Here is a 21,001-nt window from a genome sequence, read left to right on the forward strand (position 1 = left end):
AACGACAAAAGCGGGATTTCAAAGCAATGGGCGATGACACCACCCAGACCTGAACACGCGGTAAAATCATTCCCGCCGCCTCCGAACGGGCATAAGGTCGGCCTAATCAGATCGATCGAATTTTAGGTATTGCCTGACTTGGAGGAGGCGGACGCCGTCGACAACCCGCCCAACGGAGCTGCACCCGCGAGGTCGCGCGTTTTGACCAGCAGCAGCCTCTGGCAAGCGAAGGATGACCCTCGACCGGGGCAGCAGCACGGCCCACCGAATGGTTCGGCTCACGCTTAAGGGATTACGGCGACAGCGCTACTGCGCGCCGTACTCGAATGGCTGCCATTGTAACTGGAGGCGCGACCGGCGTAACTACAATACCAGCAACAGTCCCGAAACCAGCAAGATGCTGAGGATAATTCGCCGGAACAGCGCGTCATCGACGCAGCGAAAGACAAAAATCCCGAGCGCCGTTCCTGCAACGAGCGCCGGGATGCCGACGGCGAAGTCAACCAGGACCTTTGTCGACAGATCTCCTCGGATCAGCATGAGAACAAGTGCGAATATCTGCATGGCGGCGATGAAGGGTTGAACCATTCCGCGCTGTTCGGTTTTTGGCACGCCGTGGATGTCACACCATATGGTCGGTATTGCACCCGGCATTGCCGTCAACCCGCCGACAAAGCCTCCACCGAAGCCGATCAATGCATTACGTCCCGCATTCATCTGCAAGCGATGAGAGAGCACCGGCCGGAATAACGTGTAGGCCGCGTAGCAGGCGACGGCGAGACCAAAGCTCTCCCTGAAGATCCGGGCGTCTGCAGCTTGCAGCAACCACACGGCGATCGGAACGCCGAGCAATCCGCCGACGACCAGTCCCGAGCTCTGCTTCCAGCGAATGCTTTTTCTCAAGGCCCAAAGACCCGCGGCTTGCACGGTGATGCTGCAGGCCATCATCAGCGGGACCGCCTCCCGTGGTGGGAGAACGTGAAGGAGAATCGCGCCGGCCACCGCCGAAAAGGCAAAGCCCGCGAGGCCCGAGACGAAAGCGCCGCAAAACACGGCGATGCTGAGCAGGCAAAACGACGCCACGTCGCCCATGAGCTAACCCTTCTTGTCTGTCAAATCCTGGAATAGCGAGCTGGCGATCAGTCCCCGGACGACAGTCCGGGCGGCTCGGGCGGTGCCCCGGCATCGCTCTGGCGGGTCGACGTCAACGTCGTGGCTGCAAGGATGTGAAAAATGATAACGCAGATGGCGATCGTTGCGAGCAGCGTATTCTCGCCCGGCGCCGAAATCCGAAGCTTGCGTTCGGGGGACTTTTCACTGACCGGCATTGTCTCGCCCTCCAACATCTGACCGAGAGGCAAACTGGGGCCACCCATTGTCGGTCAGGTGACGATTCTGTCGAAGGGTGCGCTCTGCCTGCAGCCGTCGCGAATGGTGGAGCGCTTGAAGGAGGCGCCCAAACCAGCCTTCCTTTCGGGAAGACCCCGTGGAGGCGACAAACGAACTCGCTGAAATTGACGCATCGCCTCTGGGTGAAGCTCTGCCGTTAAACAATGGTACGGAGGATGCCACGAGCGACTGAAACATCTTGTGAAGCAACAACCCATAGAACACGCGGGTGAGACGCCGTGCCTTATCTTCCAAGCGCATGACACGAACACCTTGTGTGAGTGACCGGATACGGCTGGAAGTATCGAGCGGGACGCGGGGCCACGCTTTAAGGCGAGCTTAATTTGTTCTTATCGTTTCCTTGATTCTGAAGGGTGTGCTTGCTTTCGGGCCCGCGTACCGGTTGAATATCCGCCTTGCGCACACCTCCGAAGGCATTGTTTTGCTGTACCTATTTGACGAGTTTGTCCTCGACACCGACCGGCGGGAATTGCGCCGTGACGGACGTACGATCCCGTTGCAGCCCCAGGTTTTTGACATCCTCGAATATCTGATCCGCTACCGCACCCGGGTGGTGACCAAGGACGATCTGATCGGTGCAATTTGGGGCGGGCGCATCGTCTCGGAGTCAGCGCTCACCACCCGCATCAACGCGGCCCGTACCGGAATAGGCGATTCCGGCGAGGCGCAGCGGCTGATCAAGACTTTGCCGCGCAAAGGCGTCCGCTTTATCGGCACGGTTCGGGAAGCGGCCAGGGAGGTCGAGAACGCGGTCGTACCTCTGAAAACCGAAATCTCCGCTCTGGTGGTCGGCCGGACCCCGTCCTTCGAGACGATCGACCAGATGACGCGGCACGTCCTGTCTGGCAAACGGCAGATGGCTTTTGTCACCGGAGAAGCCGGGATCGGCAAGACGGCCTTCATCGCCAAGGCGCTCGAGCAGCTGACGGAACAGGGCTTCGATCAGCTCTATGGGCGCTGCACCGAACGGTTCGGAACAGACGAAGTCTTTCTTCCACTCATCGATGCGCTGGTGAGCCGTTATCGCGCAAACGGTCCGGAATTGATTTCGGCCGTTCGCGCCCACGCCCCCACCTGGATCCTGCAATTGCCAGGCGTCATCGACGCATCGGAACGCGCGGCTTTCCAGGACGAAGTGTTCGGCGCGACGCGCGAGCGGATGCTGCGCGAATTCTGCGATCTTCTGGAAGCGCTGAGCATCGACCGCCCCTGGGTTCTTGTTCTCGAAGATCTGCACTGGAGCGACTTCGCGACACTCGACGTACTGTCTCGCTTCGCGCGCGGGAACGGCAAAGCACGCGTGCTGGTCCTCTGCTCCTATCGTCCGGCCGACAGTTCCGTCGGCGGGCATCCCATCCCTCGCCTGCACCGCGATCTCGAGATTCACGGATATTGCAGCGAATTGCGCCTCGATCGGTTGTCGCGTCCGGAGGTCGAGCGTTACCTGGCATTGCGCTTCGGCGACGAGCAGCTTGCCTCCGGCCTGTCAAAGCCGGTATTCGAGCGAACGCTGGGACATCCCCTGTTTGTTGCCACGCTGCTCAAACACTTGATCGACCAGGAGTCGATCATCGAAATGGACGACGGATGGCGCTTGTCCTCACAAGCGGCATTTGCGCAAGATCGCATTCCAGACAGCCTCGTGAACATGATCGGCCACGAGCTCGATCGCCTCACCGACAACGAGCGGCGTCTGCTCGACGTCGCCAGCGTTGCCGGCGAAGAATTTTCTGCGGCCCTCGTTGCGGCCGGCCTGAGCGGCGATGCGATCGACGTTGAAAGGGACATCGAAGCGTCGATCCGGAAGGATCAGATCCTCGTTCGTTCGGGGGTTGCCGAGTGGCCCGACGGCACATACTCGGGCTGCTACGCTTTCCGTCACATTCTCTATCAGAACATCATTTACCAGAATCTGCCGCCCGGGCGCCGCGCACAAACGCACAAGCGCCTGGGCAAGAGGCTGGAGGAGGCCTATGCCGGCCGCACCCCTGAAATAGCGCCCGCGCTCGCACTTCACTTTGAGCAGGGTCGCGACTTTCCGAGCGCGTTGCGTTACCTCCGGGAAGCGGCAAAGAACTCGACGAAACGCCTCGGCCATGCGGAGGCCGCAAGCTATCTCACCCGCGCGCTTGGCATACTCGATCGTTTCGATGCTGCCGACAAATTCTCAACCCGCGTCGCTCTTTTGCGGGAGCGAAGCTGGGCTCTTCGTTCGTGCGGCGACCTCGCCGGCTCCATCCGCGATCTGCGAGACATGATTGCCTGCGCCGAACAAGCGGGCGAGATCAAGCAACAGCTCAACGGCCTCACGGCGGTGAGCAGCCTCTGCTTGCGCGTGGATCGCCACGCCTGCCTTGAGGCCGCTGAAGATGTGCTGTCGCGAAGCCAGGCGCTGGCGGACGACACATTCAAGGCTCTGGTCCAGGGCAGCAGCGCGAGCGTCAACCTGTTCCTCAACGGCTGGCGCAAACAGGACGCCACGCTCTGCGACAGGGCGATCGAGCTGAGCGCGAATGCCACGAATTATGGCATCCTGATCAGGCGCAATGGAATATCGGGTATCGTCGATTGCTGGAGGTCGCGGTACCAGGAGTGCCGCCGCGCCGGCACGGAAGGCAAGCGGTTGGCCCGTCTGGCCGGCGACGTCTACACTTTTGTTCTGTTCAACGTTCTTGAGTCGATCGCGCTTATTCATCTGGGCGAGTGGCGCGAATTGCGACTTGAAATCACGGCCGGCCTCGAACTGGCCGTCAGGAACGCGAACGGCCCCAGCAGCGCATTGTGCCGGCTGACGCTTGCGTGGTTGCACGTCGAAGCGATGGACTTTGATGGAGCCCGTGAGCTCTGCGAAAGCGTCGACGATAGTCTGCTGGTCGGAGATCAGTCGACGTACTTCCACAAGCGGGCCGTCCTTGCCAAGGCCTATGTCGGGCTGAACGACCCGTCGGGAGCTCGCAGGCAATTTGATGACATCGAGCGCCGCAGGCATGAAGAAGGCATCGACATCGAATTTACCGCCGCGACGCAGGTGTATCATTGTCTCGGCGAATATTACTTGCAGGTTGACGACTTTACGCAGGCCCAGAGCTGTGCGCGCCAGCTCCACGACTATGTGGCCACGGCTCCGGATCTCAATCACCTGGCCCAGGCCCACGGACTGCTCGCCCGTACTGCGCTTGCCATGGGCAATTCAGCGGAGGCCCAGTTACAGCTGTCTCGCGCGCTGGAGATCGTCGACAGTGCCGACTTCCCGATTGCTTCCTGGCGGGTGTACCGCACGGCCGCCGAGATCTTCGCGAAGTACGGCGACGTCGACAGGGCGGCGACGTATCGCATGCGATTTGTCGAGACCGTCCGAAGGCTCGCGCAAAATTTCGAACCCGCGGATCGGCTGCACAAGAGCTTGCTCGCCATGTTGGCGACGCGAACAGCGCAACTGGAAGCAATGACCTCTCTGCCTTCGCGGCCCGACAGTGCACGCCATTGACCCGATCCGCCTCGACACGCATGGCGGCCAGGTCTGCAATCTGCCGCTCAGTCGGCCGAAATGGCGTTAAACTGTGCGGCAAGTTGCGATGAAAATGGCCAAGCTACTTTGAGCTTCGCACCGCGCGCCAATCCTTGCGAACGCCGGCAAGGTCGGATGCTCAGCATATCATCGGGTTATCCCCGTGGTCGCAAACTCCACCCGGTTGATCCGAGGGTACTGGCGCAAATGCGTGGTAGGCCGGCGTAGCGATCGATCGCTCGCCCTCGAAGCGAGAGCTCGCCCCCACGCCCTGCTCGGTGCGCCGATCGCCGGTGCGGTGCTCACGCGCCTGGAGCGGCGTGCTGAAGATTGCGGTGACGACCAGTCCGGTCAACAGGGCCTTGGACAGGACTGACGCAATGGGATTTTTGAATGGTGTCATCGTGGTGGTTCCTTTCGTTTGGGGGATCTCCCGCGAGGCAAGAGATCCGGTCCACCACCCTTAGACGTGCGTTGTCGCGCGCTTATTCCCAAGTCACAAAGTAGTTTCCGAGGCGCGTACAATCTTCTCGGACACGAGACAGAGCTCTACGCCGGATTCGGTTGCCTGCATCGAACGTGAATAAAAGTTTAGTCAGCCGAGAACCGGACGTGTCCACGCGGCGCGCGGCGAGCTTTTCGAGGCTGTAACGGCGAGACCGAAAACGCACATGGACCCACGGCGCGTATAAGATCATATTACCCAGGCATCACTTTGTTCGAAGAGCAGAGGATTGATCGAATGTACGCCAACATTCTCTTGAGCACGGACGGATCGGACGTTGCGCGAAAAGGCGTTGAGCATGGCATTGCCCTGGCGAAGGCGTTGAACGCCAGGCTGACGATCATCACGGTGACGGAAGCGCTGCCGGTCGACTATGGGAGCGGACACGCCTCGGGATGGATTCCGACGCAGGAGGAGGTTGACAGCTATGACGCAGCCTGCAAAGCCCGTGCAGGCAAAGTGCTCGATGAAGCGCGCGCCATGTCGGAGCAGATCGGCACGCCTGCGGAACTCCTGCACGTTCCGAATGCGCACCCGGCGACAGCGATCATTGCAACAGCAGAGTCGAGAGGCTGCGACTTGATCGTCATGGCCTCTCACGGGCGTCGCGGCCTCAGGAAGCTGTTTCTGGGCAGCCAGACATCCGAGGTCCTGGTGTACGGAAGCGTGCCGGTGCTGGTCGTGCCGAAACCGGCATAGTGCAGGGCTTACCCCACGCCACTCGGCTGTTCTGCTGGGCGAGCCCAACCAAAACAAGGCGCCAATCGACCGCTCTCACGCGGCAGGAGAATTTTATGGTCAGTGAAAAAGGCCCGAACATCAAAAAGAAGCAGAAATGCAAAAATTGCGAGGGCAAAGGCTTGCTCAAGAAGGGCGAGAAGGTGGTGAAGTGCCAGCGCTGCAAGGGCACGGGGGTGCGGTGATGTTGAGTTGATGACCGCTCTATTCCCGGGGGATTGCGATGACAGTGCACTTCCCAGCAATCGATTTTATTTTTGATCAGCCCGGCTGGATCGGGCCGAAGTCACGGCGTCACCGATTCGCCTTAGCGTATTCGTGTTGCGCAACGTGCCGACGCCCTTCAGGCGCCCCGCGCCTAACGCCGAAAGCAAACGCGATCGCGCTGGATCTCCCGTAAAATGGATCCAGAGATCGCCACCGGCGACGGCAATTCGTTCATCGCTGATATAGCGTGCCAGGGCGTTTTCGCTGCCTTTCGGGATTGGACTGCGCATCACGCGAACAGCGACCCTTTGCGGATCAGCGGTCGCTTCGGCACGAAACGGGTTTGCGCGTAGCAGGCGTCGCCACGCGTCAGCGTTGCGAACGATGATTGCGACATGCTTGCCGAACCGCACGTTGAAGGCCGCTTCGAGATTTTCTTCCAACTCGGAAATCGACGCCTTGTCGCTGTCAAACGTCAGATTTCCCGTCGCGCCGATGGTTCTAGGGTCGTGGAGGCCGAGGCCTTGCGCCATGGCACGCAGCTCGGCCATCGCCAATCGCCGGCCGAGCGGGAGAACCACACTGTAAAGCAGGGCCACGTAGGTCGTCATCGTTGGATGGCTCTCGTTCTCGGTCGGCTATCCTGACCAGCTTTATCTTTCACAAGGTCAAATATCTTACGGGGTGCAGTCAAGCACTGTCACTGTAATAGCCCGCACCATGAAGCCACTGGTATTCCGGCCGGCAACATCAAGCTTCGTGCAGTATTCTGGGCGATCCATCACAGAAAGGTCGTGAGCTCATAAGCCAGCACGGCTCCGCCAAGACAGCGCCGCCATGGGTTCACCCCGCGGAAAATCTCGTCGAGGGCCCAAACGATGAGGCCGCCTTTGAACACGATGTCCAGGGCAATAGCGGCAGTGCCCGGCGGCTGCCAGACCCAGCGCAGGACACCGGCCACAATGACGACCCAGAGAACGAGGTTGGGGACCTGGGCGATCGTGATGTCACCGGTTTCGCGATTCCGAAAGAACCATTGCAGGAACCTGGACATGATCGCGCTTGCCTCTCCGATCGTGAAGATACTCGAATATTCCGGTCGCCGCGATTGCGCCGTCCCGATGTCTGCCATCGAGGACCGCATCAGGTCTTTCGCGATTCGGGAGATGACGACGACAGCGCTGGATTGTATGCCATCGACGGGCCGGCCGTGCGTCCCGACGCATTGCTGCTTGTTCGGTGGAGCAGCCACATCGAACAGGGGCGCCGTCGCCGGCGCCCTTCATCGCTTGCCGCTCAATCCCGGCTGCGATGCAGCACGTGCCGTTGCTGCTGCGGCGCGTAGGCCCGCATCGGGTTGATACCGCAGCTCTCGTTGGTGCCGCTCGCGGTGGCGCGGCACTGCTCATAGGTGGAAAACTCGCAATTGCCGGGGTAGCCCGATTGGCGGCCCTGCAGGCAATAAGTGTCCTGCACCTCGGTTGCGGACGCGGCGGTAGAGGATGCCGCGACGGTCAGGGTGGAAACCGCCGCAAGGACGGCGATAGCGAGATGACGATGCATGAGGGAACTCCTGTGTAGCGCTCGCTGGATGCGAGAACTCTCGTGAGCTAACGTTTCAGATCTCGAATACTTTGCAGGTGGAGAGATTAAATCGCTGTTATGTGCCACAGGGGCGGCACGCCCGTGCTCCGCTCCACCACGCACTCCGCACCATCGATAACGTAGGGTGCGTGACGAAAATCCCTGATGGTGGCGGGCTTGTCGCCGACCCAGCACGTACCGAATTTGGTCCAGCCGTCGGCGCGCGACCTTACAGTTCAGCTGGCCAGCCCGATCGCTCGGCTCGACGCAAAGACGACTTTACGATCAGGCGATGGAAGGGCGCGATTCCCGCGATATAGGCCCGCCCTCCCAAATGATTGAAGGTCACGACCGTTGTGGCGACAAGTCGGCGGCACAAAGCGGACTCTTCAACCAAAACGGACAAACGGAAGTCGAGATGGCGATCGTCCTCGCCAAGAATAATCTCATGACGACGCCGATCGTAGACCCGAAAGAAATCGATCCTGTCGGTCGCAACGTCATCGCGCAAGTCAGACGATGTCTTAAGACCAAACCCCGCAACCAAGGTGTCCCTTAGAGCCACCAGCCAGCCAACCCACCGCGCCTGACCCATAAGCATATGGGTGGCGAGGCGCTCGGCGTCGCCCGTCGCATGGCTCGGCAGATCGATGGCGAATGCGTCAGCGAAGCCCGCCTTGGCGTAGAGCGGCTTGAGCACCGAACGTTGCGGTAAATCCACTCGAGCAACGCGCGCCATAGATGTTCCGCCCGGACTGAATGGAAGCGAAGAGGTGGTGGAGACAAATAGCACCCGTGGGGCTCTCCAACAAGCGGCGAGGCCACTAGGCAGGTCGGTGCCCCCTTCCCGCTCAGCGGTCATTGAAACTGAAGCTCAGACCACGCTGCCGGCCACGCGAATAGGTGCCAAGCGAATTACAGTGACAGTGCACTCGATGCCTCCGGCCGCTTTCATGGGCTCGAAGGCTTGTGCATTAAAGTCCACCGGCAATAGCCGGGAGGGTGAATGGCGCTCAACCTTGTTTCGTTCAGGTGCGGCGGAGGGGTCGCTACGTACACTCACCCTCCATCCACCACGCACTCCGCACCATCGATAACGTAGGCTGCGTGACGAAAATCCCTGATGGTGGCGAGCTTGTCGGCGGACCAGTTCAACAGCATGAAATATTTCGCCCGCCCGCTCGGCTCGTTCGGATCGAACACCAGGATCGCGGGACGTCCGTCGACCTGCCCCGTCACCAGGTGCCAGTCGCTGATCTTCGAATAATTGCCGAAATAGCGCGACACCTCGGCCTTGCCGTTCAGCCTGGTGCGGTTGACGAGCTCGAGCCTGACGTCATCGGCGATCATGGCGCGGATCGCGTCGAAGTCGCGGGCATTGAAATGGCCGACATAGGCGTTGAGCCGCGTGCGGTCGGCCTCCGACAGGCCCGGCTGCGGCACATCGTCAGGCTCCCCGGCAAACTCGCGCAGCTGCGTGCGCCCACGATGCAGCGCGGCCTTCACCGCCGGCAGGCTGAAATCCATGATGTCGCAGACCTCGGCAAGCGAGCAGCCGAGCACGTCCATCAGGATCACGCTGGACCGCTGCGCCACCGGCAGCCGCATGAAGGTGCGCAAGCTGGTCGCAGCGATCTGGCGGCTTTCCACATCATCGAGCTGGTCGGCAATCATCTCCACCTCCTCAGCCGAATGCAGCGCCTCCTGCCGGTTGCGGCGACGCAGGAAATCCAGCGCGGTGTTGTGCGCGATGCGGAACAGCCAGCCCTCCGTATTGACGACGGGCGTGACCGATTGCAGCGCTCCCATTGCCTTGATCAGCGCATCCTGCAGCACGTCCTCACCGTCGATGACCGAGCCGACCATGCGCGCGCAGTAGCGATGCAGCTTCGGCCGCAACCGCGCCAGCAGCGCCTCGATATCGATGGTGGCCAGTGGCTCCGGCGCCATTGCTCCTCCGCCTCGCCTCGTCAGGACTCGTCCAGCATACGGTAGTTGCCGACGATCCTCACATCACGAACCAGCGGCGGCTCGGCGCAGCGGTCGCGGATGCCGTCCTGGAACGCCTGAAACGCCCTGAGTTTCGGGATCGGGCTCGAGCCGTCCTCGGCCGCGGCCTCGACCAGATGGATGAAGGTGTCGTCCTCCAGCCGCAGCGTCAGATAGCGCACGCCGTCCGGCCCGGCCGCCTTCAATTCGGCAAATACGGCCGAAACCAGCTCGGCGTTCCTGTCGGCCAGCTCGGGCTTGGCCTTGTACCTGATCAACGTCCTTTTCATCGCGCTCTCCTTGCTCATCTCGCGACCTGGCTCGCCCATCGCGCGCCATCTTTCCATTTCGGCATGACCTTCCCGGAAAACCGGTGCCCCGCTTTCCGGATCAAGCTCGCGTCAATGGCCGCGTCATCCCCAAGGACGTTTGGCGGTCGGCGAAGGATGCGGCCGGGAAAAAATTATTTCCGGGCGCATCCTTTGCCCCTCCGACCTCGTCTAGCCAGCAGAACGCGCCGCGACAGGGTGGCGCAACACACGGAGAGAGGGCGATGCAGACCCCGACCAATCGCGCCGAGAAGAACTGGGTGCTTGGCGTCACCGCGCTGGCATCCTTCATGATGGCGCTGGACGCCATGATCATTACGACGGCATTCGCGACCATCCGCGCCGAATTCGGCAGCCCGGTCGAGACGCTGCAATGGACCGTCAACGCCTTCAACCTGACCTTCGCCGTGCTGCTCCTGACCGGCGCCGCGCTCGGCGACCGCTTCGGTCGCCGCCGCATGTTCGCGACCGGGATCGCCCTGTTCGTCGTTGCGTCGGCGGCCTGTGCGCTCGCAGGCAATGCCACCGCGCTGATCGCCGCCCGCGCGCTACAGGGCGCCGGCGCCGCATTGGTGATGCCGCTGGCGATGGCGATCCTGAGCGGCACGTTCGGCCGCGAGGAACGCGCCCGCGCGCTCGGCATTTTCGCCAGCATCACCGGCTGCGCGCTGATCATCGGCCCGGCCATCGGCGGCTTCATCACCGAACATTTCGGCTGGCGCTGGGTGTTCTGGATCAACCTGCCGATCGGCCTGATCGTGATCACCCTGGTGCTGGCACGCTTGCGCGAAAGCTTCGGACCGGCTGCCGCATTGGACATCCCCGGACTGTCGCTCGTCGCCCTCGCGGCGCTCGCGCTGGTCTGGAGCCTGTTACGCGGCAACGCAGTGGGATGGGCGAGCGCTGAGGTCATGGGCACGCTGATGTCAGGCCTGGTGTTCACAGCCGGCTTCGTGCTCTGGGAATTGCGCGCGGCCGCGCCGATGGTGCCGATGCGGCTGTTTGCATCACGCGCCCTCGCCTCCGGCATGTCCGCAAGCGTCCTGTTCTACGCCGCGATGTATGGCGTCTTGTTCCTGCTGCCGCAGTTCCTGCAGACCGCGCTGGGCTTCGACGCCTTCGGCGCCGGACTTCGCCTGCTGCCCTGGACCGCGACGCTGTTCGTCACCGCCCCGATCGCCGGCGCGGTCGTCAACAGGTTCGGCGAGCGGCCGCTGGTGGTGACGGGATTGCTGATGCAGGCGATCGGCCTTGGCTGGATCGCGGCGATCGTGAGCCCCGCGATTGCCTACTCCGCTCTGGTCGCGCCGCTGGTGCTGGCCGGCGTCGGCGTCTCGATGGCGATGCCAGCGGCGCAGAACGCGATCCTGAGTTCAGTCGCGGTGGCCGAAATGGGCAAGGCGTCCGGCGTCTTCAACATGGGCCGCTTCCTGGGCGGCATGTTCGGCATCGCTGCGCTGGTGGCGAGCTTCTCGGCCAACGGCGGGGCCGACTCGGCCGCGCATTTCGAGAGCGGATTTGCTGCGGCGATGCGCCTCGCCGCAATGCTGTCGTTGGCCGGCGCGATTGCGGGGCTTTCCCTGCCGGCACGGCGACGGACCGCCAGTGCAGTCGCGCCACAGGATGCGTGACGCTGACAGCGGCGGATACCGCACCATTCACTGTTCGTCCCACCCGAACAGTGAAGCCAATTCCAGCGGGATTATCCAGCCAACCTCCCCGCCTATTATCTCCCCATCAAACAGGGAGACCCCACCATGACCACCCAGCACCCACGCACAGCCATCGTCACCGGCAGCTCGAAGGGCATTGGCGCGGCGGTCGCCGAGCGGCTGGCGCGGGACGGCCTCGCCGTCGTCGTCAACTATGCGAGCGGCGCTGCGCCGGCCGAGGCGCTGGTGGCGAAGATCAAGGCCGCCGGCGGAGCGGCGATTGCGGTCAAGGCCGACATCAGCAAGTTGGCCGACGTCCGCGCGCTGTTCGACGCGGCCGAGACGGCGTTCGGCGGCATCGACGTGCTCGTCAACAATGCCGGGATCATGAAGGTCGCCCCATTGGCCCAGACCACCGACGAGGTGTGGGACCAGACGATCGCGATCAACCTCACCGGCACCTTCTATGCGCTGCGTGAAGCGGCGAAGCGGCTGCGCGAGGGCGGCCGGATCGTCAATTTCTCGACCAGCGTGGTCGGGCTTTATCAGCCGACCTATGCGGCTTACGCCGCGACCAAGGCCGGCATCGAGGCGATCACCCACATCCTCTCGAAGGAGCTGGGCGTGAGGCGGATCACGGTCAACGCGATCGCGCCGGGCCCAGTCAACACCGAGCTGTTCCACAACGCCAACCAGCACGACATCTCGCCGATCATCGACCGGACGCCGCTCCATCGACTCGGCGAACCCGACGACATCGCGCGCGCGATCTCGTTCCTGGTCGGGCCCGACGGCGGCTGGATCAACGGCCAGATCCTGCGCGCCAATGGCGGCATCATCTGAAGCCGCATCGTCTGGAGATCATGACCATGAGCGATGCGATCACGGGCGGGGCCCCACGGCACAGCCCCGCGTCCCTGCTGTTGCCTGGCTTGCGAAATTTCTACGAGATCGCCAATCCCGTTTCCTATGCGTTTCTGCGCGTTGCCTTCGGATTGATCCTGTTCACGCACGGCTTGCCGAAATTGCTCGGCGAGTCCCACGGCGCCATGGCCAATCCGTTCGCGAGCTCCATCAATTTCATCACCAATTCATTGCATTTTCCGGCCCCGGTGGCGTTCGGCTATTTCGTGATGCTGCTGGAAACCATCGGGGCCATCATGCTCGCCGCAGGGCTGTTCACCCGCCTCGTCGCGCCGATGGTCGCCGTGCAGATGGCGATGATCTGCCTGATCCATTATCCCAAATGGGCCTGGATCGATCGCGGCATGGAGTACCCGTTCCTGATGGGCCTCGTTGCCCTGCACATGTCGTTTCGGGGCGGCGGGCGATTTTCGGCGGACGGCTTGATTGGACGGGAGCTTTGAAGGCGCGCCGGGCGGCCCTGCCCGCTCCGGCCGCGCGAGGTCTTCACACCGCCGCCGTTCAATCCCCCCGCACACAACGCCACAGCAGATCGGCGATCTCGGCGCGGCGCTGCGCCCTCGCCTTTGACGAGGACATGTCGAAGGCGAATTGCGCCTCGAACGTGTGACGGTTGGCGACCGCGAAGAAGCTCAGCGCATTCAGCGTCATATGCAGTTCGACCGGATCGATGCCGGGCCGGATCGCGCCGCAGGCCGCGCCGCGCTCCAGCACCTTGGCAATCTGGCTGATGCTCGGCTGCGTCATCTCCTTGAGCCTGCGGCTGATGGCCATGTGCCGTCCGCGATGGATGTTCTCGATGCTGACGAGGCGGACGAATTGCGGATGGGCCTGGTGGAAATCGAAGGTGAATTCGGCAAGCCGGCGGATCGCGGCCTCCGGCTCCAGCGCCTCGAGATGAAGATCCTCCTCGGCGGCGCGCATCTCCGCATAGGCCATCTCCAGCACCGCGGTGAACAGCTCTTCCTTGGAGTTGAAGTAGTAAAAGATCAGCCGCTTGGTGATGTTGGCGCGGGCGGCGATGGCGTCGGTGTTGCCGCCGGACAAGCCGTTCTCGGCGAACTCCTCGAAGGCGATGTCGAGGATCTCCTGCCGCGTCCGCTCGCGGTCGCGCCGCTTGATCGGCACCGGCTTCGCCGCCCGCAGGGGCTGCTTCGTCACACCTGGCATCTGGCCCTTCGGTCCTTCACGGCGGCCGGTCGCGGCATCGCCCTCCCTCCATAGCGCAATCGCGGGCCCTTGACATCAATTATCCCATTGGGTAATTAGTAATTAACCTATAGATTAATTAAGAGAGAGGAGACACATGCGCCTGATCGGCCACCGCCGCGCCAGCTCCCGACCACTGCGACTGCCGGGATTGCCTGTGCAGGCGAGCAGGCCATGATCGCGCTCGGCCTCGCCCATCTCACAGCGTTGGAGCTTGCGCCCACGGCGCTGGTTGCCGAGGCGGCGCGAGCCGGGTTTGCAGCCGTCGCGCTACGCTTCATCCCGGCAACCAGCGACGGGCCGGCCTATCCGACGCAGGTCGGCACCGAGGCCCACCGAGCGCTGAAGCGCGTGCTTGACGGCGAGGGCGTGCGGGTCAGCGACATCGAGCTGGTCCAGCTCAAGCCCGCCATCGACATCTCCTCGCTCGCAGGCTGTCTCGAAGCCGGCGCCGATCTCGGCGCCACCGCGATCATCGCTTCGGGCGACGATCCGGATCGGTCCCGGCTCACCGCGCGTTTCGCCGAGCTCTGCCAACTCGCCGCGTCGTTCGGACTGCGCGTCGACCTCGAATTCATGCGCTGGCGCGCGATCGGCAATTTGGCGCAGGCCGCGGCGGTCATCCGCGACGCAGGCCAGACCAACGGCTCCATCCTGGTCGACGCGTTGCACCTGGCGCGCTCCGGCGGCCGGGCCGGCGACCTGATCCCGCTTCCCGATCATTGGCTTCGCGCCGCGCAACTCTGTGATGCCGTCGCCGAAGCGCCAGCAACGGACGCGGCCATCATTGCCGAGGCGCGCGCGGGACGGCTGCCGCCCGGCGACGGCGCTCTGCCCCTCGGCGCACTGCTGGAGGCCCTGCCCGCTGACACCGCCCTCAGCGTCGAGATGCCGTTGCCGGCGCTCGACGCGAGAGAGCGGATCGCCACGGCGTTCAACGCGACCAGGAACTTGCTCGAAGGCCAGGCCCGCGGCGCCAGACGCCGCGACTGCCACGGCTGGGCCTAAACCCAACGGAATGCACGAGATGACAAAAATCAGGATTGGCGTGATCGGCGCAGGATTGATCGGGCGCAAGCATCTGCGCAAGCTGGCCGAGCACGGCGACTACGAGCTCGCCGGCATCGCCGACGTCAACGCCGAGCAGGTCGCGGCCGAGCAGCCCGGCGCACGCGTCTTCGCGGATTACCGGAGGCTGCTCGACGAGGCGCGGCCCGAGGCCGTGATCATCGCATCGCCCAATCAGCTCCACGCCGAGAACGGCATCGCATGCGCGCGGGCCGGCATCCATATCCTGATCGAAAAGCCGGTCACCGATACGCTCGAGACCGCCGCCGGCCTGATCGCGGAGGTCCGCAAGGCGGGCATCCGGTCGCTGGTCGGGCATCACCGCCGCCATCATAGGCAGGTGAAGGCGCTCAAGGCGCTGCTTGGCGAGGGCCGCATCGGCGATGTCGTCGGCGTTTCGGCGATCTGGGCCACGCACAAGCCGGCCGACTATTTCAAGGCGGCGCCCTGGCGGTCGCAGGCCGGTGGCGGGCCGATCCTGATCAATCTGATCCACGAGATCGACTTCCTGCGCTTTGCGGTCGGCGAGATCGTCGCCGTGGAGGCCATCGCCGCGAACCGGCAGCGCGGCTTCGCGGTCGAGGATACCGCCGCCGCGCTGCTCGAGTTCGAGAACGGCGCGCTCGGCACGTTCTTCCTCAGCGACTGCGCGGTGACGCCCTGGACGATGGAACAGGGTCTCGGCGAGGCGCCGGAGTTTCCGTTCAGCGGCCAGAGCAGCTACCGCCTGATGGGCCGCCGCGGCGCGATCGAATTTCCAAGTCTCGATCAATGGACGCAGGAAGGCGGCGCGCAGGACTGGAACAGGCCGATCCAGGCGCAGGCCAATCATGCGGCGTCGATCGATCCTTACGTCGCCCAGCTCGATCATTTCCGCGACGTGGTCCGGGGTGTGACGCCGTCGCTGCAACCGGTCGAGGACGGCGCGCGAAGCCTGCTGGTGACGCTCGCGATCGCAGAGGCCGCGACGGCGCGACGGCGCATCGACCTGCGCGAGCGCTACGCGGCGCTCGGGCAAGGTGAGCAGGCAACGACCTAGAGCACGGCTTTCACCGCCGTCGGACAGACGCGAACGGGCCAAGCCACGCCAAGGGGGCGGCCCGGCCACGCCAAGAGAGCGGCCCGGAGGGAGGAGCGAGGTGAACTACAAGTTCGATTTCGGACCCGTGATCGAGGGCCTGCCGGAGCTGCTCTGGGGCTGTGCCGGCACGCTCGGCCTGGCGCTGTCGGGCATGGTGCTGGCGCTGATCATCGGGATCGGCGGCGTGCTGCTGCGCGATTCCCGGCTCGCGCCGCTGCGCTGGCTCGTCATCGCGTTCGTCGAGACGATCCGCAACACGCCATTTCTCGGCCAGATCTACTTCGTCTTCTTCGCGTTGCCGATGGTGGGCATCCGCCTCGATCCCACGCTGACCGCGATCATCGCGCTCGGCGTCAACGGCGGCGCCTATGCGATCGAGATTATCCGCGGCGGCGTGCAGTCGATCAACAAGGGGCAGGTCGAGGCCGGACTGGCGCTCGGCCTGAGCCGGACCCTGATCTTCCGCCTGATCGTGCTGAAGCCGGCGCTGCGCGCGATTTTCCCGTCGCTGACCAGCCAGTTCATCATGCTGACGCTGACGACGAGCATCGCATCGGCGATCTCGGCCTATGAGCTGACCTCGGTCGGACAGGCGATCGAGACCAATACGTTCCGCAGCTTCGAGGTCTATGGCGTCGTCACGCTGCTCTATCTCGCGATGTCGTGGATGCTGATGCAGATGTTCGCGCGGATCAACGCGCGCTTCCTGCTCTATCCCGTGAAGTGAGGACGGCGCATGGACAAGAACCAGTTCCTGTTCCTGCTCGGCGGCCTGAAATGGACGCTGGCGCTGTCCGCGATCGGCTTCGCGCTCGGCTCGGTCGCCGGCCTCGGCGTCGCGCTGGCGCGCACCTCGGGCCGGCGCTGGCTCGAACGCGGCGCGGCCGCCTACATCGCGCTGTTCCAGGGCACGCCGCTGCTGATGCAGCTGTTCGTCGTCTATTACGGCCTCGCGCTCGCCGGGCTGAAGCTCGATCCCTGGGTCTCCGTCTCGATCGGCTTCACCCTGCATGCCGGCGCCTTCCTCGGCGAAATCTGGCGCGGCTCGATCGAAGCCGTGCCGCGCGGCCAGGTCGAGGCCGCCAAGGCGCTCAGCCTCGGCTATCTCGACCGGATGAAGGATGTCGTGCTGCCGCAGGCGATCCGCATCTCGCTGCCCGCGACGATCGGGTTCCTGGTGCAGCTGATCAAAGGCACCTCGCTTGCCGCCATCATCGGCTTCACCGAGCTGATGCGCGCCGGGACCATCGTGTCCAACCAGAACTTCAAGCCGCTGCTCGTGCTCGGCCTGGTCTGCGCGCTCTATTTCGCGCTGTGCTGGCCGCTTTCGCTCTATGGCGCCTGGCTGGAGCGGCGGCTCGTCACCGCCGCACGATGATGAATTCAACACAGAGGAGGGAATGATGACCAAAAAGACAATCCGGTTCAATCGCCGCCACATGCTGGCGCTCGGCGCCGGCGCGATCGCCTCGCCGTTCGTGCTGTCGCGCGCCGCCTACGCGGTGACGCCTTCGGAGATCAAGGCGCGCGGCAAGGTGTCGATCGGGATCCAGGGCGACAATCCGCCCTGGGGGTTCGTCAATTCCACGGGCAAGCAGGAGGGCCTCGATGCCGATCTCTCCGAGCTGTTTGCAAAAGAGCTCGGCGTAGCCGCCGAATTCACGCCGCTGGCCGTCGCCAATCGCATCCCGGCACTGACGTCGGGACGCGTCGACATCCTGTTCGCGACCATGGCGATGCTGCCGGAGCGCGCCAAGGCGGTGCAATTCTCAAAGCCCTATGGTGCCAACATCATCACCTTCATCGCGCCGAAGGAGATGGAGATCAAATCGCCGGCCGACATGGGCAAATATGTCATCGGTGTCGCGCGCGGCAGTGTGCAGGACACCGACGTGACCAAGGCGGCGCCTCCCGGCACCACCATCCGCCGCTTCGACGGCGATGCGCCGACCATGCAGGCGCTGCTGTCCGGGCAGGTGCAGGCGGTGGGCGGCAACATCTTCTACGTTCCGCGCCTCAACGAATCCAAACCCGGCACTTACGAGAACAAGCTCGAATTCACCAAACTCTATAACGGCGCCTGCACGCGGCTCGGCGAGAAGGAGATCAACGCCTTCGTCAACGGCTTCATCGACAAGATCATCGCCAGCGGCGAATGGGCCAGGATCTATCCGAAGTGGATGAACAACCCGCTGCCGGCTTTCCCCGACAGCATTCCCGGCATCCCCTTCACCGTCAGCTGAGGGAGAGTGCCATGTCGGTCACAGCCATGTCGGTCGCAGCCACGGCGGACACGATGATCGCGATGCGCGGTGTCAACAAATGGTACGGCACCTACCAGGTGCTCACCGACATCAACCTGGCGGTCCGTGCGAGCGAGAAGATCGTCCTGTGCGGGCCGTCCGGATCGGGCAAATCCACCCTGATCCGCTGCATCAATGCGCTGGAGAACTACCAGAAGGGCGAGATCGTCGTCGACGGCGTCCATCTCGGCAGCCAAGGCAAGGCCATCGACGCGGTGCGCCGCGAGGTCGGCATGGTGTTCCAGCAATTCAACCTGTTCCCGCACATGACGGTGCTGGAGAACTGCACGCTGGCGCCGATCCGCTCTCGCGGCATTCCGCGCCCGGCGGCCGAAGAGACCGCGCGGCGGCTGCTCGACCGTGTCAAAATCCTCAACCAGGCGGACAAATACCCGGCGCAATTGTCCGGCGGTCAGCAGCAGCGCGCGGCGATCGCGCGGGCGCTGTGCATGGAGCCCAAGGTGATGCTGTTCGACGAGCCGACCTCGGCGCTCGACCCGGAAATGGTCAAGGAGGTGCTCGACACCATGATCGGGCTTGCGACCGACGGCATGACCATGATCTGCGTCACCCATGAAATGGGCTTCGCCCGGCAGGTCGCCGACCGCGTGATCTTCATGGCGGAGGGACGGATCGTCGAGGAGGCGGAGCCGGAACTCTTCTTCAGGGCCCCGCAGCACGAGCGCACCAAAAAATTCCTCGGCGAAATTCTGCCGCATCATTGAAGCCGTGCCGGCGCGGCGCGACGGCGGTCCGGTGTCCACCCTTGCCGGACGCCTCACGCCTCCACCCGATACAGCCTCCACCGCTCCGGCACACCCTTGAGCTGGTGCATGCCGTGATCCCTGAAGCTGATGGTTGATTGTGCCTTCAGCAAATCCTTGACCGCGCTCGAGACCAAGACTTCGCCGGCCCGCGCTTTCGCGGCGACGCGGGTGCCGATGTGGAAGGCGAGACCGACCATTTCGTCGCCGCTGATCGTATACTCGCCCGCATGCAGGCCGACCCTGATCTCTAGCCCCAGCGTGCGCACCGCCTTCTGGATCGCGGTCGCGCAACTGATCCCGGCCGCCGGCGCCTTGAACGTCGCCAGCACGCCGTCGCCCGTCGTCACGACTTCCTTTCCGCGCGAGCTCTTCAGCTCCTTGCGGACGGCTGCGTAATAATGGCCCATCACCTTGGTCCAGCGCGCATCGCCGAGCTTCGCCGCCTTGGCGGTGGAGCCGACGATATCGACGATCAGGATGGTGGCGAGCGCCCGCTTGAGATCGGTGCCGCGCTCGGCGGGGCGGCGCCGGAGCGCGATAGCTCCGACCAGCGGCTCATAGCGATGGCTACGGCGCCGCGCGATCGCGGCCTTTGCGTAATCCTGGGCACGCTGCGCCGTGCCGCACCGAACTGTCTTCTCCTGCGGCGAGCGCGTCCAGTAGACCTTGCGCCCGGCGCCGGTGCCTTGGACCTCGACGCCGCCCCACTTCAGGAAAACCGCCGAGCCGACGCGCCTGACACACCACGCCTTCGACGTGTATCCCGATACGTTCGACTGATGGACTCCGATGCGAAGGAATTTTGGCATGAACGCGCGGCCAGTCGAAGGAACGTGGGCGGACCTCGGACCAACGTATTCGCACATGCCTGCATTGGCAACAGGGCTCCTCGCACCCTATGCTCCCCTGCGAGCCTCCTGCTTGCCGATCGAGCAGCGCCACGCCGCGAGACGTTCGGCTGGATGCTGCGCCATCCATTCGGCGAGCTGCGGCGCTCCCATCAGACAGGACTGCATCGTCACGTCAGCGAAATCCGAGGTCGTGACGATCTGCTCGTGGCAATCTGTCGGCGACGAGAGGCTGCAGAGCACGGCAATGATCTTGATCATGTCACGAGAGCTCCTTCGACGTACTCGGGCTCTGCGTCGCCGCCCGAGGGGTCGACCGCGGCTCGACGGGCCGCTCGCCGTCGGGATCTGCCCGCGGAAACACGGCGTCATAGTTAGCGCGCGCTTCGCGGATCAGCCGCGCACGCTCGCGCTCAGCTCTTGTGACCAGTCGAACAACTTCGCCCATATCGGCTCCACGGGGTGGCAAGAGAGGAAACTGACCAGACGGCCCTGATTGGGCGACCGGCTCACCGCGCAACCCGCAATCACGGGTACGATTCGTATCGCGTGCCGGCCGAACGCGCCGATGACCTCGCCGCATCGACGCTTGATGCCTTTTCGGCGCGCCGCTGATAGTCATTGGCCAGCATCTCGAGACGGGTCGCGACCACGATGTCCGTCATGGTCCGGGCCGCGCGCAGCAGGCTCTGCGCCGTCTCGAGATATTCCTTTCCTCGTCGTGACATCTGCATGGTCATAGGCGCCTCGCGCGGTTTTCTGAAAACATGTCGACAACCGACGGAAATCGACCGAACCAGTCGCGCTCACCCTGCCGGCGCGTCGCCAAACGTTCGACGCACTTTTTCGAGCAAAGGGGCTTTCGCCAAGAGTAGTAGC

General features: G+C 63.6%; 25 protein-coding genes. 12 read left to right on the plus strand and 13 right to left on the minus strand.

Annotated features, from left to right (window positions below; translation table 11 throughout):
• Positions 1-363: 363 nt before the first annotated feature.
• Together AB7Z56_RS36035 and AB7Z56_RS36040 are read right to left on the minus strand one after the other, a co-directional pair.
• Positions 364-1,092, minus strand: a complete 729-nt coding sequence (locus AB7Z56_RS36035) for a sulfite exporter TauE/SafE family protein (RefSeq protein ID WP_063985321.1) — start codon at positions 1,090-1,092, stop codon at positions 364-366.
• Positions 1,093-1,139: 47 nt separating this feature from the next.
• Complete coding sequence (locus AB7Z56_RS36040; protein WP_187387810.1) at positions 1,140-1,328, minus strand: hypothetical protein; 189 nt, start codon at positions 1,326-1,328, stop codon at positions 1,140-1,142.
• Positions 1,329-1,792: 464 nt separating this feature from the next.
• Between AB7Z56_RS36040 and AB7Z56_RS36045 the strand changes: the two genes are divergently transcribed.
• Positions 1,793-4,897: an ATP-binding protein gene (locus tag AB7Z56_RS36045; protein ID WP_063985323.1), complete on the plus strand. Its 3,105-nt coding sequence runs from the start codon at positions 1,793-1,795 to the stop codon at positions 4,895-4,897.
• 160 nt (positions 4,898-5,057) lie between these two features.
• Here AB7Z56_RS36045 and AB7Z56_RS36050 read toward each other — a convergent pair whose 3' ends face one another.
• Entirely contained in the window at positions 5,058-5,321 is a 264-nt protein-coding gene (locus tag AB7Z56_RS36050; protein ID WP_063985324.1) for a hypothetical protein, read from the minus strand.
• A 339-nt stretch (positions 5,322-5,660) separates the two neighbouring features.
• Here AB7Z56_RS36050 and AB7Z56_RS36055 point away from each other — a divergent pair, with 339 nt between their 5' ends.
• Positions 5,661-6,122, plus strand: coding sequence for a universal stress protein (locus AB7Z56_RS36055; RefSeq protein ID WP_063985325.1), 462 nt, complete (start codon positions 5,661-5,663; stop codon positions 6,120-6,122).
• Positions 6,123-6,217: 95 nt separating this feature from the next.
• A complete protein-coding gene (locus AB7Z56_RS36060) occupies positions 6,218-6,346 on the plus strand; it encodes a hypothetical protein (protein ID WP_256376431.1) in 129 nt (42 codons plus the stop codon).
• A gap of 66 nt (positions 6,347-6,412) precedes the next feature.
• Here the strand turns inward: AB7Z56_RS36060 and AB7Z56_RS36065 are convergent, their stop codons facing one another.
• The 6 genes from AB7Z56_RS36065 to AB7Z56_RS36090 form a co-directional block, all read right to left on the minus strand.
• Positions 6,413-6,979, minus strand: coding sequence for a DUF1697 domain-containing protein (locus AB7Z56_RS36065; RefSeq protein WP_063985326.1), 567 nt, complete (start codon positions 6,977-6,979; stop codon positions 6,413-6,415).
• 170 nt (positions 6,980-7,149) lie between these two features.
• Complete coding sequence (locus AB7Z56_RS36070) at positions 7,150-7,422, minus strand: hypothetical protein (protein WP_063986662.1); 273 nt, start codon at positions 7,420-7,422, stop codon at positions 7,150-7,152.
• A 242-nt stretch (positions 7,423-7,664) separates the two neighbouring features.
• On the minus strand, positions 7,665-7,931 hold the full coding sequence (locus tag AB7Z56_RS36075; protein WP_063985327.1) for a DUF3551 domain-containing protein: 267 nt from the start codon (positions 7,929-7,931) through the stop codon (positions 7,665-7,667).
• A 250-nt stretch (positions 7,932-8,181) separates the two neighbouring features.
• The gene (locus AB7Z56_RS36080) at positions 8,182-8,691 is read right to left on the minus strand and encodes a DUF2867 domain-containing protein (RefSeq protein ID WP_063985328.1); all 510 of its coding nucleotides are present in this window, start codon (positions 8,689-8,691) and stop codon (positions 8,182-8,184) included.
• 320 nt (positions 8,692-9,011) lie between these two features.
• Positions 9,012-9,902: a sigma-70 family RNA polymerase sigma factor gene (locus AB7Z56_RS36085; protein WP_063985329.1), complete on the minus strand. Its 891-nt coding sequence runs from the start codon at positions 9,900-9,902 to the stop codon at positions 9,012-9,014.
• Between the two features lie 20 nt (positions 9,903-9,922).
• A complete protein-coding gene (locus AB7Z56_RS36090) occupies positions 9,923-10,231 on the minus strand; it encodes a hypothetical protein (RefSeq protein ID WP_063986663.1) in 309 nt (102 codons plus the stop codon).
• 263 nt (positions 10,232-10,494) lie between these two features.
• Between AB7Z56_RS36090 and AB7Z56_RS36095 the strand changes: the two genes are divergently transcribed.
• The 3 genes from AB7Z56_RS36095 to AB7Z56_RS36105 all read left to right on the plus strand — a co-directional run bounded on the left by AB7Z56_RS36095 (position 10,495) and on the right by AB7Z56_RS36105 (position 13,289).
• Positions 10,495-11,901, plus strand: coding sequence for a DHA2 family efflux MFS transporter permease subunit (locus tag AB7Z56_RS36095; RefSeq protein WP_063985330.1), 1,407 nt, complete (start codon positions 10,495-10,497; stop codon positions 11,899-11,901).
• 126 nt (positions 11,902-12,027) lie between these two features.
• Positions 12,028-12,765 (plus strand): SDR family oxidoreductase, encoded by a 738-nt coding sequence (locus AB7Z56_RS36100; protein ID WP_063985331.1) that lies wholly within the window; start codon positions 12,028-12,030, stop codon positions 12,763-12,765.
• A gap of 26 nt (positions 12,766-12,791) precedes the next feature.
• Entirely contained in the window at positions 12,792-13,289 is a 498-nt protein-coding gene (locus AB7Z56_RS36105; RefSeq protein ID WP_063986664.1) for a DoxX family protein, read from the plus strand.
• A 58-nt stretch (positions 13,290-13,347) separates the two neighbouring features.
• On the opposite strand, the gene AB7Z56_RS36110 is transcribed toward AB7Z56_RS36105, so the two are convergent.
• Positions 13,348-14,016 carry a TetR/AcrR family transcriptional regulator gene (locus tag AB7Z56_RS36110; protein ID WP_063985332.1) on the minus strand — a complete coding sequence of 223 codons (669 nt, stop codon included), beginning with the start codon at positions 14,014-14,016 and terminating at the stop codon, positions 13,348-13,350.
• A gap of 213 nt (positions 14,017-14,229) precedes the next feature.
• Between AB7Z56_RS36110 and AB7Z56_RS36115 the strand changes: the two genes are divergently transcribed.
• From AB7Z56_RS36115 to AB7Z56_RS36140, 6 genes are all read left to right on the plus strand, one after another.
• A complete protein-coding gene (locus AB7Z56_RS36115) occupies positions 14,230-15,063 on the plus strand; it encodes a sugar phosphate isomerase/epimerase family protein (RefSeq protein WP_063985333.1) in 834 nt (277 codons plus the stop codon).
• 19 nt (positions 15,064-15,082) lie between these two features.
• The gene (locus tag AB7Z56_RS36120) at positions 15,083-16,162 is read left to right on the plus strand and encodes a Gfo/Idh/MocA family protein (RefSeq protein WP_063986665.1); all 1,080 of its coding nucleotides are present in this window, start codon (positions 15,083-15,085) and stop codon (positions 16,160-16,162) included.
• Positions 16,163-16,262: 100 nt separating this feature from the next.
• Complete coding sequence (locus tag AB7Z56_RS36125) at positions 16,263-16,931, plus strand: amino acid ABC transporter permease (protein WP_063985334.1); 669 nt, start codon at positions 16,263-16,265, stop codon at positions 16,929-16,931.
• A gap of 9 nt (positions 16,932-16,940) precedes the next feature.
• Complete coding sequence (locus AB7Z56_RS36130) at positions 16,941-17,582, plus strand: amino acid ABC transporter permease (RefSeq protein ID WP_063985335.1); 642 nt, start codon at positions 16,941-16,943, stop codon at positions 17,580-17,582.
• 22 nt (positions 17,583-17,604) lie between these two features.
• Positions 17,605-18,447, plus strand: a complete 843-nt coding sequence (locus tag AB7Z56_RS36135) for a transporter substrate-binding domain-containing protein (protein WP_428841292.1) — start codon at positions 17,605-17,607, stop codon at positions 18,445-18,447.
• A gap of 26 nt (positions 18,448-18,473) precedes the next feature.
• A complete protein-coding gene (locus AB7Z56_RS36140; RefSeq protein WP_063986666.1) occupies positions 18,474-19,232 on the plus strand; it encodes an amino acid ABC transporter ATP-binding protein in 759 nt (252 codons plus the stop codon).
• 53 nt (positions 19,233-19,285) lie between these two features.
• Here the strand turns inward: AB7Z56_RS36140 and AB7Z56_RS36145 are convergent, their stop codons facing one another.
• From AB7Z56_RS36145 to AB7Z56_RS36155, 3 genes are all read right to left on the minus strand, one after another.
• The gene (locus AB7Z56_RS36145; RefSeq protein WP_063985336.1) at positions 19,286-20,083 is read right to left on the minus strand and encodes an adenylate/guanylate cyclase domain-containing protein; all 798 of its coding nucleotides are present in this window, start codon (positions 20,081-20,083) and stop codon (positions 19,286-19,288) included.
• A gap of 87 nt (positions 20,084-20,170) precedes the next feature.
• Entirely contained in the window at positions 20,171-20,383 is a 213-nt protein-coding gene (locus AB7Z56_RS36150; protein WP_014497603.1) for a hypothetical protein, read from the minus strand.
• Between the two features lie 266 nt (positions 20,384-20,649).
• Entirely contained in the window at positions 20,650-20,862 is a 213-nt protein-coding gene (locus AB7Z56_RS36155; RefSeq protein ID WP_063985337.1) for a hypothetical protein, read from the minus strand.
• Positions 20,863-21,001: the final 139 nt, after the last annotated feature.

It is taken from the genome of Bradyrhizobium sp. 482_C4_N1_8, assembly GCF_052075965.1.
Classification (GTDB): Bacteria; Pseudomonadota; Alphaproteobacteria; order Rhizobiales; family Xanthobacteraceae; genus Bradyrhizobium; species Bradyrhizobium barranii.